This is a genomic window from Streptomyces sp. AN091965, from assembly GCF_022698285.1.
Classification (GTDB): domain Bacteria; phylum Actinomycetota; class Actinomycetes; order Streptomycetales; family Streptomycetaceae; genus Streptomyces.
The window spans coordinates 1,958,476-1,972,536 of record NZ_JALDMY010000001.1; the positions used below are offsets into that span (position 1 = coordinate 1,958,476).

Below are 14,061 nucleotides of genomic sequence, written 5' to 3' on the forward strand. Positions count from 1 at the left end.
GCTCAACTCGATTCTCGAATATTCGCCTACGGCGCCCGCTGATTCGCGCTGATTCTCACGCGTCCGTGAAGTGTGCCCGAGCCCGCGTGATCAGCCTCCGCGCATGCGTGCCGTACACCGCAGCCGCGCTCAGCTTGTCCCACACCCGCTGGTAGACGCCCACGCTGTCGGGGTCGTCGAGCCAGAGCTCCGCATGCCACTCCTCCACAATCACGAGGCGCTCGTCGTACAGCCAGAAACCCGTGGCCGGAGGCAGCGCGAGCTGAGCCCCAAACGGCACGATGCCCAACTGCACCGTGTCCAAGCCGATCACGTTGGTGAGCTTGTCCATCTGCGCGGCCAGCACATCCGGCGGGGCGAGGCCTGCGTGGAGGGCTGCCTCCCACATGACGATGTGGAAGACGCGGCCCCGCTGATACATCAAGTCCTGGCGGCGCACCCGGGCCAGGACGGCTTCCTCGACGTCCCGCGGGGACTGCTGAAGGTCAGCGAAGCGGGAGAAGACGTTTCGGGCGTAGTCCGGAGTCTGGAGCATCCCCACCACCATGGCGCCCTGCCACGCCCGCAGGGTCGTTGACCGCTCGTACTCCACGGTGAGCACGTCCTGCACCGGCCGGTGCCCCGCACTCAGCTGCCGCCGCCATGATCTGGTGTGGGTCTCCAAGCCCTGGAGCCGCGCCGCGAGTTCCTCGGCGGCCGTCGGGTGCCCAGTGCCCTCAACCCACGCCGCAAGGTCCTCAGGGGTGGCCGTCTGGCGTCCGGTCTCCAGCTTGGACACCTTGGCCTGCGGCCACCCCAACCGGGCTGCCAGCTCCCGCTGATTAGTCGGCCCACGCAGTTCACGCAGTCGGCGGCCGAGGGCCTCGCGGGCCTGCTGGAAGTCCGTGGTCACACGGGCAAGCTACCGTCACGCCTGGTCGTAGGGGACGGCATGGTGCCACGCAGCCTCGCGGGCCTGAGCGTAGCGCAGCACCTGCACGGGATCGGTGATCAGCTCCACGCGCGTGACCTCGTCGTTGTCGTCGAAGTGGAGCAGGCCAACGACACGGCTGTCGAAGACCCAGAAGTCCTGCTCGGGGAGGCCAAGCTCGGTGGCCGTTCCGCGCGAGAGGACGCGGATGTCCTCGCCGACGGCAGCGTTGCGGCGCGCGTTGTCGAGGAGGTACAGCTGGCCCTCGGTCGGCGGCTCGTCGAGGATCCGGACTCGCTCGAACCTCTTGCCCAGCGCGGCCTGCTCGCGGCGGCCGCGGCACCACGTATCGTCGAGGTCCCAGTCCACGCGGCCCTCGGCCACGAACTGCGCGTAGGTATCGGTGCCCTCGTCGGAGGCGTACCGGCGGCGTGTCTCCAGCCGCCAGGCCGAGTGCTTCAGCGCGGTGAACATGCCGGTGAACTCGTCGAAGCTGATGAACTGGGGCACGTGCACAGGCTCCTTGGGGCCGAAGTTCGCGAGCAGCTCGCGGGGCACAACGACGGCGCGTTCGTCCTCGGCCAACTTCTCCAGCTGGTCGATCTCGCTCGGATCAGTGAGGGCCTCACCCTGTACGACGAACCGATCCGTGCCGGGGATCTCGTACAGGGTGGGGCACCCGTCGTTGCCGCTGTTCGTGCCGACCTTCCACAGACGTCGGGCCATGGCCGACTCCCTTCTGCCGGGTGGTGCGGGCACGGTAGCCGCAGGCGGATTCTGGGCAACAGGGCGACCTTGCATGCGTAGTTGTCGGCGCGGGCCCGTACGTGTGTCGCACGTCCCTTACCCCGAGCCCCCAGGCCGCCGTGCGCCCCGCCGCAGCCGTGAACGAGGACATCCGCGCTGTGGCTCGGCGCAGACCGAGACCCGCGCACAAGTGGAGGGCGCCCGGCGAGGACACCGGGCCGGACGCGGCGGCGTTGAGGAAGGAGCTCCGCCAGGCGATCAGTGCCAAGGGGTCAGTGAGCGAGCGGAGGGCCTCTTGCCCCTGGGTTGCAGTAGTGGCTTTGGGGGAGAGAGTCCGGGCTTCCGATGTGGTTTATAGCTGCCCGCAGTCGTGGGCGCGGCATGGCCCGGAGGAGGTCGTCACCACTTTCGGTGCACGGTTGCCTTGCTTCCGGTCACCAAGCTGGCCGACGGAACGTCATCGGCCACGACCGCGCCAGCGGCAACCACGGCGTCACGGCCAATGCTGACGCCGGGCAGGATCGTGGCACCGGCACCGATCCACACATTCTCCGCCACGTCGATGGGTGCGCCGGTGAGGTACAGCCGCCGCTCCTCGGGATCCACCGGGTGGCCGCTGGTGATGAATGTGACCTTCGGTCCGATCATCACGCGCTCGCCGAGCCGGATGCCGGCATAGTCCAGGAACGTGCAGTTCTGGTTGATGAAGACGCGCTCGGCGAGGTCGAGGTTCAGGCCGTGGTCCGTGTAGAAGGGCGGATAGATCGTGACTCTCGGCGGCAGCGGCTTACCAAGGATCTGTTCGAGCAGTTCCGCCTTGCCCGCTTCGTCTTCGAAGGGCAGGACGTTCAGGCGGGAGGTGAGCTCGGTGACCCGCAGGACCCTCTCGGCCATGGCCTGGAACTCGGCGCTGTGGATGCGCATGAGACGGTCGCTGGACATGCCACGATCCTTTCCGTGAACCGGTGACGGGACAAGACTCACCGGACGATCGAAGTCAAGGGGTGCCGACGGAGACGAAAACGAGGGCGTCCAAGATCGTTTTTTGACGAACAACCTGGACACCCTCGCGGCAGCACTCTATGCGACGACCGACGACCTACTGAAAGAGCGTCCGGACCTGGCGCCGTGGCGGCCGGCCGTGGGCATCGCGCCGCAGCTCACCGACACCGAGCCGGTCACCCTCGCGATGATGCAGGCCATGCTCGGCTTCACCTCCGAGGCCAGGTGACTCCGGCATGCCCGGGCCCACCTGCGGCACCTCTTTCCGTACCTGCCCCAGCAACCCGGCTGCAACAAGCGGCTGCGCGAGGCCGCCGAATTGCTTCGCCGAGTCACTCGGAGCCTGGCCACCAGCGCCACGGTGTGGAGCGACGACGTACGGATCGTGGACTCCACACCTGTGGAATGCGGCCGCTCGCGGGAGACCGTGAAACGCTCCGACCTGGCCGGATGGGCTCAGTACGGCTACGGCGCCAGCCACAGCCGCTTCTTCTGGGGCCTGCGGCTGCAGCTGATGTGCACCCTCCAGGGCCTGCCCGTCGCCCTCGCTCTGACCGGGGCCAAGGCCGACGAGCGCGAGACCGTGCTGGGCCTCTTCGCGGCCGAACCGCACCTCCTCGCCGCCCGGCCCGGCCGGACACTGATCGGGGACAAGAACTACTTCGGCCGCGGCTTCGAACGTGAACTGGCCGAGTACGGAATCCAGTTGCTCGGGCCGACCCGCAAGGGCGAACGGCAGCGGCCCGGCGGATCCCTGAATCAAGCCGTTGCGGCAGGCCATCGAGTCGATCAACGAAACCTTCAAGGGACAGCTCGACCTCGAACAGCACCCACGACGAAAGGCCTCCCCCGCCCGAAGGCGGAGGGCGCGCCATCGGTCAGGACTGGCGTCGCTGCGGATCAGGCGCGGCCGCCCGGGGCACGCTCGGGAGTCGGGCGCGAGAACTCCCGTCGCGGCCATCAGCCACTCCGCTCGCGGGAGCCGAAGCGGGCTACGAACCTTGTGGGCCCTGCTCACTTCGACACCACCGCCCAGGCCCGACTGCGCCGCCGCGGTACGGCGAGGGCCGGTTCTCGGGCGGGCCGCGCCGCGTCCCGGCTCCGAGGCCCCGGGCTCGGTGGGGGCCGGGATCGTCAGGCATTCCAAATCTCCCGTACGCACGGCGTCTCGAGCTCGCCAGGAAGCGACCGACTCACCAGGCGACGAAGGGGCGAAAGGGAAGCCTTATCGCTGTATCGGAAATTCCTCATTTATCTGGGCAAAGAATTCGAGTAACGTCCGGTCACGACTGAACGAAATGGATCGATCCCCCCTCCCCATGCTTCGATCCGCGCCTGGAATTGAGACCGAAGGAGCGTCATGTCGTCACGCTGGACCCAGCATCGCCGTTTCGGTGCAGGAACTGCTGCGCTTGTAGCCGCAGCAATGATCGGCACCGTCATTTCCGGGCCGGCGTTTGCCGCCAACCGCACGCAAGAATCGAGGGCAGCGACAACCGCGGTCACCCTTCAGGGGATCGGCAACGCCGAGTCCCGTCTCGACCTCTCCAGCATCAGCGACGAGGCGGGTGAAGCTGCGATCCAGAAAGCACTGGACCTCATCGGCTCGATCCCCGAGTCGCTGATCCAGCGTGTCGAAGCGGGCGATCAGGGGGCCCTCCAGGAGATAGCGGATTTCCTGAACCAGAGCGCTGGCGCCCAACCCGCCACGCGAGGGTGGTTCCAGTGCACGACCGCAGTGGCAAAGTTCGCTGCCGAGAACGGAATCGGCATCGCGAAGGTGTACAGGATTATCAAGAATGGAAAGAAGGTGGCGAAAGCCGTCTGGAATTACATCAAGCACAAGAAGTACCCTGGCCACATCGACGACGACATCGCCAACCTCATAGTCAACTCTACGGGACTTCCCGCACTGGCGGAAGCGTGCCTGTAGCCGGGTGAAAGGATGAGGCCGCAGTGAAAAATGACTCAGGCGAACAGCTTGCCGAGTCGGATGACGACCTCGGGGCGATAGCGTCAGGCACAGTCTATATGGGCATGTTCCTGCTTCCTGCGTATATCCCTGCCACCTTGATCGGTGAATTCGTCGGCAATCGCGGTTTGCCCACATCTCCTTGGTTGGTGGCGCCAGTCGTGATGCTGGTGCTTTCCGTGATGATGTGGTTCGAGCCGTACTTGCAGGCGCGATCTTGGTGGTCTCGGGTTGACGACGCGTGGGGGGTCATCCTGCTCGGCCTAGGGGTTGCTGTCCCCATCGCCCTCGCTGTGGTGTGGCCCGTGTCGCTGTGGCCGTGGCTACCGCCCGCGGTCCCTACGCTTTTGTCCTTCGTGCCCATCACGTGCGCTGTGTGGTGCGTCAAGCGCTGGCACCGGCGTCTTTGGAAGAAGCAGCGCCCTCAGTTGGGGCCGTATCGCCCCGTTCCCCGGATCGGAAGTCAGAGTTCCGTGGAACCCTCAGGGCGTTCCACAACACCGAATGACTGAGGACGGAACGGCCTCGTGCCGGGCAGGGCTCGACGCGTGCTTGTGAGTGTGGCAGGCGCGGCCTCACAGGAAGAGGCCGCCGGTGGCGTGGTGGACGCGGTCGACGCGGTCGCCGTCGATGGGATACGTCACCGGGGCTCGGCACTGCCACACTCGCGGTAGTCCGCGCACAGGCGGTCCGGTGGCCCTTGACCGAGTGGCGTGGCGGCGACCCCGAAGTGTGGGCGCGCCGACCCGACAGCGGTGCCCAGACGGCCCCGGACGCCGCCGTGCCCCCGCGCTGATGTCAAGCGCATGGGGCGGCCCCTGATGACCCCCCATGGAGGCATCCGGTTCCGGCCGGAGCCCAGCGAGAGCCGGACATTCGGCGGGCGTGGGGACGCTGAGTGGAACGGTGGCTTGTGGGGTCGCGTCGGCGGGAGCATCGTCGGGCGAGATGTATCCGCGCACATGTCCCTGAGGGGGAGAGCATGCGCAAGACGTATCAGTCGGTGGGATTGCTGGTGGCGGCCGGACTGGCGATCACCTTCGCCTCCGTCTCCTCGTCGGCGTCCGCCGACACGGTCCGCAAGGAGAGAGGCAAGGAGGCGGCCGGTTCACAGATCGTCTCCAACTTCAACAACAGATGCCTGAACGTCGCCCATCTGAACACCGGTGACGGCGCCTCCGTGCAGATGTACGACTGCGACGGTTCGCCCAGCCGACGCTGGACGCGCAACGGCTCCCAGTGGCGCAGCGACCTGAGCGGCAGGTGCCTCGAGCCGGCCATCGACAACGGTGACAACGGGGCGGCGATCCAGGTGTTCGGCTGCGCCGGTCTGCCCCGGCAGAACTGGCACTGGAACGGCACCGAGCTGCACACCGACCTCAACCACCGGTGTCTGACCATCGCCGACGCGAACTACTGGCAGGGCGCCTCGGTCGTACTCAAGGACTGCTCGGGCGCCAACAACCAGCAGTGGCACGCCGGCTGAGCAACGAGCTCCCGCACCCCCTCCGGGCCGAGCCGGAGGGGGTCTTCCGTTCCGGTCGCACGGGATCGGCCACGGGGCCGCGCCCGGCGCGATGGCGCGCGGGCCAGGAAGCGCCCATGCCGCTGTCAGTGCCTGCCCCTACGCTTGCCGTATGCCCCCCAGCCCCAGTCCCCGGGCCCCCGCGGTCGTGAACGAGGACATCCGCGCCCTGTGGGCAGGCCGCGGCAAAGACCCCCGCGTCAGGCTCACGCCCGCCCAACGGGAGCTGTACGAGCGCCTCTTGATCGAGTGGGAAGCCGCCGTCCGGGCAGACGTCGTCACGGCGGCCTGACCGGCGGCCCGGCCGGAGGAACCCCCAGCCCGAAGAACCCGGGGCCCGGCCCGAGGAAGCCGAGGTCGACCGTGCCGCCTCCGGCGTGGTACGAACACGGCCGTCAGGCAACGGAATTCGACGGCAGACCTCGATCGCGCGTTCTGGGGGCAGTGTGTGGATCACGCTCGTGGCGACCTTGTGCGGTACGGCTGCCGGTGTGGCTTCGACGGTTGTCGCCGATCGGGTGCGGTGGAAGCGTGACCGGGCCCATCAGCAGCGGGACAGACAGGTGGAGGTCTGTGTCGAGTTCCTGCGGGCCTTGATGCGGGCCTATGAAGGGCTCTACGACGTCGCGTGCCGCGAGGACCGGACCGCCGACCGGAACTACGGCACCGTCAGGGACCTCATGGCCGAGGCGGGCACGGCGGATTCGCGGCAGCTCCTGCTGGTCACCGCGCCGTCGCACGTCACGGTCGCCTGTGAGCACGCCTTCGCCGTGCTGCGGGACCTCAGGGACGCCGTGGGCCGGGGCCTGACCGTGGACACACGTGACTACCAGGAGGTCGACGCCAGGTTCAGGGACGCGCTGCACGACTTCCGTGTCGAAGTCCGCCGCAGCCAGGGCCTCACCGACGCGGAGGCCCTACGCCGTCCGCGCGTCCCCCCGTACGCGATGGTCGCCGACCCCACCGTGGGCGGCCCGTCGGCGGCGCCCGTCCCGCCGGGGTCGGCGAACGACTGACGGCCCTGGCCCCACCAGCACCGGACCGGGGGCTTTTCCCTCCCTACACCCCAGGGTTACATTGCGTACGAGGCAAGGTCAGGAAGCGGCCGCCCCGCTGGCCTTCGCCGACTCCGCCTGCCCCCCTCTCCTTCGCCTCCCTCTTCTTCCTCCTCCGTTCCGTAGCCACCCCTTCCCCCGTGCAGGTCCGGTGGCCACTGAGAAAGGAGCGTCGAGCCGGAATGCCCGAGCAGGCGCGTGAGGAGCGGCTCGCCGCCGCTTTCGTCGAGCTCGCCGACACGCTCGTCGACGACTTCGACGTCATCAGCTTCCTCCATCTCCTCGCCACGCGATGCGTCGACCTCGTGGACGTCGCGGCCGCGGGCGTCATCCTGTCCACGCCGGAGGGCGGCTCCCTGGAGGCGTCCGGCTCCGACGAACACAGCCGCCGCCTGGAACAGCTCGGCGTCGAGTGGGGCGAGGGGCCGGGCCTCGACTGCTTCCGCTCCGGCCGGGTCGTCGACGGCACGCTCCTGGGGAACGGAAGCCCGCGTGGAGGCCCGTACGGAAGCCCGCACGGGCACCCGCACGCACACTGGCCCCGCTTCGCCCCGCACGCGCTCCAGTCGGGCTTCGCCGCCGTCACGGCGACGCCCCTGCGGCTGCGCGGGCTGACCATCGGCGCGCTCAGCCTCTTCCGCGAGCACCCCGAGCCGCTGCCGGGCGCGCGGCTCGGGCTCGCGCAGGCCCTGGCGCGGCTGGCCACCATCGGGATCCTCCAGCAGCGCGCCGTACACCGGCAGAGCGTCGTCGTCGGCCAGCTGGAGACGGCCCTGCGGTCCCGGGTCGTCATCGAGCAGGCCAAAGGCGCCCTGGCGCACCGCCACCGGATCAGCGTGGACGAGGCGTTCACGCTGCTGCGCCAGTACGCCCGCTCGCAGCGGCGGCGGCTCACCACGGTCGCCGAGGAGGTGCTGGACGGCACCGCGGACCCGCCGTTGCCACCGGCTCCGCCCCTGCCTCGCGCGGGGACGGCCGACTGACCGCGTTCGCGGCGCGCCTCGTCCCTCGTCGGGTCTAGGGCCTGTCCGATGGGCCGCCCGCCGTGGGACCGGGCCCGCCGCCGTTGTCGTCACCCGGTCGGAACCGGAGCCTGCGGGCGACGACCTCGCGCGCCACCTCGCTCACCCCCCGCCCTTCGGCGAAGGCCCGTGCCCGCAGCAGGTCCAGGGCGTGCTGCGAGTCGACGCCGAGCTGGACCATCACCATGCCGACGGCCTGGTGGACTTCCATGTGGTGGGCTTCCGCGGCCTCCAGCCACGACGCCGCTTCCCCGTCCGCCGTCGCACCGATGCCCGTCCCGGCGAACCCGAGGTCCAGGACGGCGAACGTCACCGCGTCGCACACGATCAGTGCCGTACGCAGCTCGCGTGCGGACAGGCCACCGGCCGTGTCCCGGTGCAGGTCGAGCGTGCCCAGCGTCCGCACCCCGGCGCCGAGCGGCAGCGAGAAGACCGCGCGGGCGCCGAGGCCCCGGGCCTGCTGGGCGTAGACCGGCCAGCGCCAGGTGTCCGCGCCGCTGGTCAGATCGCCGACGAGCACCGGCTTGCCCAGCGTGAACGCCCTCTCGCACGGGCCCTCGCCCAGGGTGTACTGCGCCTCGGCGAGCCCGGCCGCGACGGAGTCGCTGGCCCACCACAGCGCTCGTACCTCCTGCCCCGCGATGAAGGACAGCGACGCGCCGCTCACCGCGATCAGTTCGAGACAGACCCGGCACACGGCGGCAGGCACCTCCCGGGGCTCGGTCGCGGCGGCGACGGCCGCGGCCAGGGCGTCGCCGACGCGCCGACGGCCCGCCCCCGAGGAACCGTTGGACGCGTCGCCGCCAGGGCCATCAGCCCGCATGTCGCACCTCCGCCCGCTCGTGCCGACGGCCCACCCGGGTCCCGGGGAACCTGTCGCCGTCGACCGGGCCCGGGCGGCCCGGAGCGGCGTGGGCCGGGTGAACGGGTGCCCCGGAGCAACGGAGTTAGTGGACGACGGACACGATCTGGCCTGCCGCTTCGACGAGGTGACGGTCACCCTCAGTGCGGGCGCCGGCCAGTGCTGCGGTCGGGGAGATGCCCCGGGTGCACAGCCGCCACGCGGTCTCCGCGTCGAGTTCGACCACGGCGTCGGCCTCGCGGGTGCGGGGCTCTTCGGTCGCGGCGGCGGCCTTCCGCGCGTCCCGTACCTCCACCACGGCGTCCGGCAAGGCCAGGGACCAACGGCCCGCCGCACCCGCCCCGGTGGCGGTCACCGTCCACGTACCGCCGGACGGCCCGCCGACGCGCACCCGGACCCGGGTGCCGACGGGCGCCACCGTGTGCCGCAGGGTGTGCGGCAACGCCCGCATGAAGGTGTCGAGGACCACGGCGAGGGCCCGTGGCTCGGGGTCGCTCTCCTGGCCGACGGCGTGGCGGAGCTGCTGGCGGTGGGTCCAGAACTCGGTGAACTCACGTGCGCAGTCGAGCCACATCGGCGCCGGGTCCGCCCCCGCCCAGGAGACGCCCAGCGAGGCGGCGTCGAGGTCCGCGGTCGCGAAGAGGCGGGCCACCTGCGCGCCGACCAGGTCCAGGGTGTCGATGAGCGCGGCGGGGCTCACGCGCGCCCAGGCGTCGACCCACTCCTGGTTGAGGCGGTGGATGAACGCCTCAAGGGTCTCGCCGGGCGCGGGGCGCGGCCCTCCCTCGTGGCGGTCGCGGTCACGGGCGAGGCGTCCGTAGCAGTCGCCGACGAGGTGCGCGGCGAGATCGCGCACGGTCCAGCCGGGTACGGCCTCCCGCCGCCAGTCGGCGGGCTCCAGAGCGCGCAGCGTCGCCAGGAGCGCCGCGTGCTCGGCGGCGAAGAGGGGGCGGGCGTCGATCGGAGGGCCGAGCCACGGGAGGTCGGGGGCGGGAGGAAGAGCCATGCCCAAAGCCTGGGGCAGCGGTCGCCGATCGGCCACTGAATATCGCGTTCCGGTCATGCGGACCGGGTCGGGCCTGCCCACCGGGCGCCGCGCGCATCGGCCGGTCCCCGCTGGGCACCTATACGGGCTGGGACCCGTAAGGCTACGGGCCGGCCGGTCCGGTCCCTGCTGCCCGGCCCCGGCGCCCCGCCCCGCCGAGCCCGGCGGAAGGGCCGCCGCCCGGCGCGCAGCGGGAAGGCCGCTGCCCGGCACGCACCGGAAGGCCCCTCTCACCACGCATCACCAGGAGGTCCGCCCCATGCCCACCCTCGGTGCCTCGCGCGCGCGTGCCCGGCGCGCGGCGGGCTCGGTCCCGCCGTCCCCCCTGCCGCCGCTGCGCGTCCTGCGGCTGCCCTCCGCCGGTCCGGAGGACGTCGTCGTCGACGGCACGGGCCGGGTGCTCACCGGCACCGCCGACGGCCGGATCCTGCGCGTCACGCTGCCGGGGCAGGGGCGCGGGGGCCGCGTGGAGGAGCTGGCCCGCACCGGCGGCAGGCCGCTGGGCCTCGAACCGCTCCCGGACGGGCGGCTGCTCGTCTGCGACGCGCACCGAGGGCTGCTGTGCGTCGCCCCGGAGGACGGCGGCGCGGTCGAGGTCCTCGCCGACGCGGTCGCCGGGGAGCCGCTGAGGTTCTGCAGCAACGCGAGCGCCGCCCCTGACGGCACCGTGTACTTCACGGTGTCCAGCCGCCGCTACGGCCTCGACGACTGGCGGGCCGACATCGTCGAGCACGTCGGCACCGGCCGCCTGCTGCGGCTCGCCCCGGGCGGCGCGCCCGAAGTGCTGCTCGACGGGCTGCACTTCGCGAACGGGGCGGCCCTGGCGCCCGACGCGTCGTACGTCACCGTGGCCGAGACCGGCACCCGCCGCCTCACCCGGTACTGGCTCACCGGCCCCCGGGCGGGGCGGGCCGACCCCCTCGTCGAGGACCTGCCCGGATTCCCCGACAACCTGTCGCGCGCCGCGGACGGGACGCTCTGGGTCGCCCTCGCCGGGCCGCGCGAGCCGCTCCTGGAGCAGCTGCACCGGGCGCCTGCCGCCGTGCGCCGCGCGGCCGCCGCTGCCGCACGACGCGTGCGCGTGCCGCCGCGCCGGGTGCTGCGGGTGATGGCCTTCTCGCCCCGGGGCGAGACCGTGCACGACCTGGCCCGCCGGGGCGCCGGCTACCGCATGGTCACCAGCGTCAGCGCCCACGCCGGGACCCTCGTCCTGGGCAGCCTCGTGGAGCCGGGGATCGCCCTGTGCGCGCTGCCACCGGCACGGGTCTGACCGGCGCGGGAGCCGAAGCCCGCCCCCATCTCGCGTTTGCATTATCGGCAACTGCATTTGCCCCTTTGGTGAGGCCCTGCGCAGGGTCGTCGTGGAGGTGGTCACGATGACCGATCAGCTGAGCGACAGCTACGACGTGGTGGTGGTCGGCGGCGGTGCCGCCGGACTGAACGGGGCCCTGACGCTGGCCCGGGCGCGGCGTTCCGTGGCGGTGGTCGACGCGGGCGCGCCGCGCAACGCCCCGGCCGACGGGGTGCACGGGCTCCTGGCCAGGGAGGGGATGCCGCCCGCCGAGCTCCTCGCGCGCGGCCGGGCGGAGGTACGCGGGTACGGCGGGCACGTGGTGTCCGGCACGGTGGCGGCGGCGACCCGTGACGGGGCGGGCTTCGGGGTGGCGCTGGTCGACGGCCGTACGGTCCGGGCGCGGCGGCTCCTCGTGGCCACCGGTCTCGTCGACGAGCTGCCGGACGTGCCGGGACTGCCCGAGCGCTGGGGCCGGGACGTGCTGCACTGCCCGTACTGCCACGGCTGGGAGGTCCGCGACCGGGCCATCGGAATCCTCGCCGGAGGGCCCATGGCCGTGCACCAGGCGCTGCTGTTCCGGCAGTTGAGCGACGACGTCACGTTCTTCGCCCACACCGCGTCGCCGCCGTCCGACGAGGACGCGGAGCGGCTCGCCGCCCGTGGCGTCCGCGTGGTGGAGGGCGAGGTGACGGGCCTGGAGATCGCGGACGACCGCCTCGCGGGGGTGCGGCTGAGCGACGGCAGGGTGATCGCCCGCGAGGCGCTGGCGGTGTCGTCGCGGATCGTGGCGCGCGCCGGTTTCCTCGCGGCGCTCGGGCTGCGGGCGGCCGAACACCCGCTGGGCATCGGCGAGTACGTCCCCTGTGACGCGACCGGCCGCACCGATGTGCCGGGGGCGTGGGTCGCGGGCAACGTGACCGACCTGTCCGCCCAGGTCGGCTCGGCCGCGGCGGCGGGCGCCGCGGCCGGTGCCCAGATCAACGCCGACCTGGTCACCGAGGACACCCGCCTGGCCGTCGAGACCCGGCGCGCAGCCTCTGCGGCAGGCGCGGCGGCCGGGGCGCCATAAGGGTCAGGCCGAAGTCGGGCTGACCGAGGCCGGACACGCCGAAGCCGGGTACACCGAAGCCGGTGAGGCCGAAGCCGGACACGCCGGTGAGCAGGCCCGCCACGGCCCGCCCCCACGCCCGCGCCCGCGCCCGCGCCCGCGAAGGACGTCGGCCAGGACGAGGGCCCGCACCGGAACAAGACCGATGACAGCCACACCGGCGGGACAAGACCCCCGCCGACGAAAGGGCGCGCCGCAGGCGATCGCCGAGTCCGGCGCCGACACCCGGCGGCACGCCCACCCGCCCCGGCCACCAGGCCCAACGGCTCGCCCGACCGGCCTCCCCGCGCCCGGGCCACGCGCACACGGCACCCCCACACCCTTGCGCGATTGACGAGGCCATGCCACTTTCCTTGGTCAGTACGTCCCTCACGTACCCCGGCACATCCCACGGACCGCGGTACGTCACACGTCACCGTCAAAGGAGACCCCCCACATGAGACGCACCACTTGTGCGCGCCTCGTCCTGTCCACTCTCCTCGTCACCGGTTCCCTCGCCCTCGGCGTGTCCCCCGCCGGGGCGCGCAGCGAACCGCCGACGCCCTCTCCGGCCCAGGTCAACGCCCTGGATGCCGCGGTCCAACGGCAGTTGGGCGACGACAGCGCCGGTACGTACGTCGACAAGAGCGGCAGGCTGATCGTCACCGTCACCAGTGACGCTGCCGCCGAGCGCGTCCGCGCGGCGGGCGCCACCCCCGAGCGGGTGCGGCGCGGCGCCGCCCGGCTCGACGCCGCCATGGACGCGCTGGAAGCCCGCGCGAAGATCACCGGCACCTCCTGGGGCGTCGACCCGCGCACCAACCAGATAGCCGTGCAGGCCGACCGGTCGGTCTCGGCACGCGACCTGGCCCGGCTGCGCCGGGTCGCCGACTCGCTCGACGGTGCCGTCCGCGTGAGCCGCGTGCCCGGCACGTTCCGGCGCGAGGTCGCGGGCGGCGACGCCATCTACGGCGGCGGCTCCCGCTGTTCGGCCGCCTTCAACGTGGCCAAGGGCTCCACCCGTTACTTCGTCACCGCGGGGCACTGCACCAACCTCAGCGCCAACTGGGCGGCCGCGTCCGGCGGCGCGGCCATCGGCGTACGCGAGGGCACCAGCTTCCCCACCAACGACTACGGCCTCGTCCGCTACACCAACGGCTCGTCCCCGGCGGGCAACGTCAACCTCTACAACGGCAGCTACCAGGAGATCTCCTCCGCCGCCGACGCCGTCGTGGGCCAGTCGCTCCGCAAGAGCGGCTCCACCACCAAGGTCACCAGCGGCACCGTCACCGCCGTGAACGTCACCGTCAACTACGGCGACGGCCCCGTCTACGGCATGGTCCGCACCACCGCCTGCTCCGCGGGCGGCGACAGCGGCGGCGCCCACTTCGCCGGAACGGTCGCCCTCGGCATCCACTCCGGCAGCTCGGGCTGCACCGGCACCAACGGCTCCGCCATCCACCAGCCGGTGCGCGAGGCCCTCGCCGCGTACGGCGTCAGCGTGTACTGACGTCGTACGCGTACGACAGTGACGGCATGG

Annotated in this window: 13 protein-coding genes and 1 pseudogene; 9 read left to right on the forward strand and 5 right to left on the reverse strand. The window is 71.7% G+C overall.

Annotated features, from left to right (window positions below; all coding sequences use genetic code 11):
- Window positions 1-55 precede the first annotated feature (55 nt).
- The 3 genes from MQV74_RS07735 to MQV74_RS07745 form a co-directional block, all read right to left on the reverse strand.
- Window positions 56-892 (reverse strand): helix-turn-helix domain-containing protein, encoded by an 837-nt coding sequence (locus MQV74_RS07735; RefSeq protein ID WP_242715288.1) that lies wholly within the window; start codon window positions 890-892, stop codon window positions 56-58.
- Window positions 893-907: 15 nt separating this feature from the next.
- Complete coding sequence (locus tag MQV74_RS07740; RefSeq protein ID WP_242715289.1) at window positions 908-1,636, reverse strand: DUF6879 family protein; 729 nt, start codon at window positions 1,634-1,636, stop codon at window positions 908-910.
- A 420-nt stretch (window positions 1,637-2,056) separates the two neighbouring features.
- Entirely contained in the window at window positions 2,057-2,599 is a 543-nt protein-coding gene (locus tag MQV74_RS07745) for a sugar O-acetyltransferase (protein ID WP_242715290.1), read from the reverse strand.
- A gap of 103 nt (window positions 2,600-2,702) precedes the next feature.
- Between MQV74_RS07745 and MQV74_RS41135 the strand changes: the two are divergent.
- The 6 genes and pseudogenes from MQV74_RS41135 to MQV74_RS07780 form a co-directional block, all read left to right on the forward strand.
- Window positions 2,703-3,498, forward strand: a pseudogene (locus tag MQV74_RS41135) (IS982 family transposase); the annotation flags it as partial.
- Window positions 3,499-4,019: 521 nt separating this feature from the next.
- Window positions 4,020-4,592 carry a hypothetical protein gene (locus MQV74_RS07760; RefSeq protein WP_242715293.1) on the forward strand — a complete coding sequence of 191 codons (573 nt, stop codon included), beginning with the start codon at window positions 4,020-4,022 and terminating at the stop codon, window positions 4,590-4,592.
- A gap of 1,021 nt (window positions 4,593-5,613) precedes the next feature.
- On the forward strand, window positions 5,614-6,117 hold the full coding sequence (locus tag MQV74_RS07765) for an RICIN domain-containing protein (RefSeq protein ID WP_242715294.1): 504 nt from the start codon (window positions 5,614-5,616) through the stop codon (window positions 6,115-6,117).
- A 151-nt stretch (window positions 6,118-6,268) separates the two neighbouring features.
- Window positions 6,269-6,448, forward strand: a complete 180-nt coding sequence (locus MQV74_RS07770) for a hypothetical protein (RefSeq protein WP_242715295.1) — start codon at window positions 6,269-6,271, stop codon at window positions 6,446-6,448.
- 199 nt (window positions 6,449-6,647) lie between these two features.
- The gene (locus tag MQV74_RS07775) at window positions 6,648-7,172 is read left to right on the forward strand and encodes a hypothetical protein (protein WP_242715296.1); all 525 of its coding nucleotides are present in this window, start codon (window positions 6,648-6,650) and stop codon (window positions 7,170-7,172) included.
- Window positions 7,173-7,393: 221 nt separating this feature from the next.
- Window positions 7,394-8,194, forward strand: coding sequence for a GAF and ANTAR domain-containing protein (locus MQV74_RS07780; protein WP_242715297.1), 801 nt, complete (start codon window positions 7,394-7,396; stop codon window positions 8,192-8,194).
- A gap of 34 nt (window positions 8,195-8,228) precedes the next feature.
- Here MQV74_RS07780 and MQV74_RS07785 read toward each other — a convergent pair whose 3' ends face one another.
- Window positions 8,229-9,056, reverse strand: a complete 828-nt coding sequence (locus MQV74_RS07785; RefSeq protein ID WP_242715298.1) for a GAF and ANTAR domain-containing protein — start codon at window positions 9,054-9,056, stop codon at window positions 8,229-8,231.
- Window positions 9,057-9,180: 124 nt separating this feature from the next.
- Complete coding sequence (locus MQV74_RS07790; protein ID WP_242715299.1) at window positions 9,181-10,101, reverse strand: maleylpyruvate isomerase family mycothiol-dependent enzyme; 921 nt, start codon at window positions 10,099-10,101, stop codon at window positions 9,181-9,183.
- Window positions 10,102-10,399: 298 nt separating this feature from the next.
- Between MQV74_RS07790 and MQV74_RS07795 the strand changes: the two genes are divergently transcribed.
- The 3 genes from MQV74_RS07795 to MQV74_RS07805 all read left to right on the forward strand — a co-directional run bounded on the left by MQV74_RS07795 (window position 10,400) and on the right by MQV74_RS07805 (window position 14,031).
- A complete protein-coding gene (locus MQV74_RS07795; RefSeq protein ID WP_242715300.1) occupies window positions 10,400-11,410 on the forward strand; it encodes an SMP-30/gluconolactonase/LRE family protein in 1,011 nt (336 codons plus the stop codon).
- 106 nt (window positions 11,411-11,516) lie between these two features.
- Window positions 11,517-12,503 carry an NAD(P)/FAD-dependent oxidoreductase gene (locus MQV74_RS07800; RefSeq protein ID WP_242715301.1) on the forward strand — a complete coding sequence of 329 codons (987 nt, stop codon included), beginning with the start codon at window positions 11,517-11,519 and terminating at the stop codon, window positions 12,501-12,503.
- Window positions 12,504-12,978: 475 nt separating this feature from the next.
- On the forward strand, window positions 12,979-14,031 hold the full coding sequence (locus MQV74_RS07805; protein ID WP_242715302.1) for a S1 family peptidase: 1,053 nt from the start codon (window positions 12,979-12,981) through the stop codon (window positions 14,029-14,031).
- Window positions 14,032-14,061: the final 30 nt, after the last annotated feature.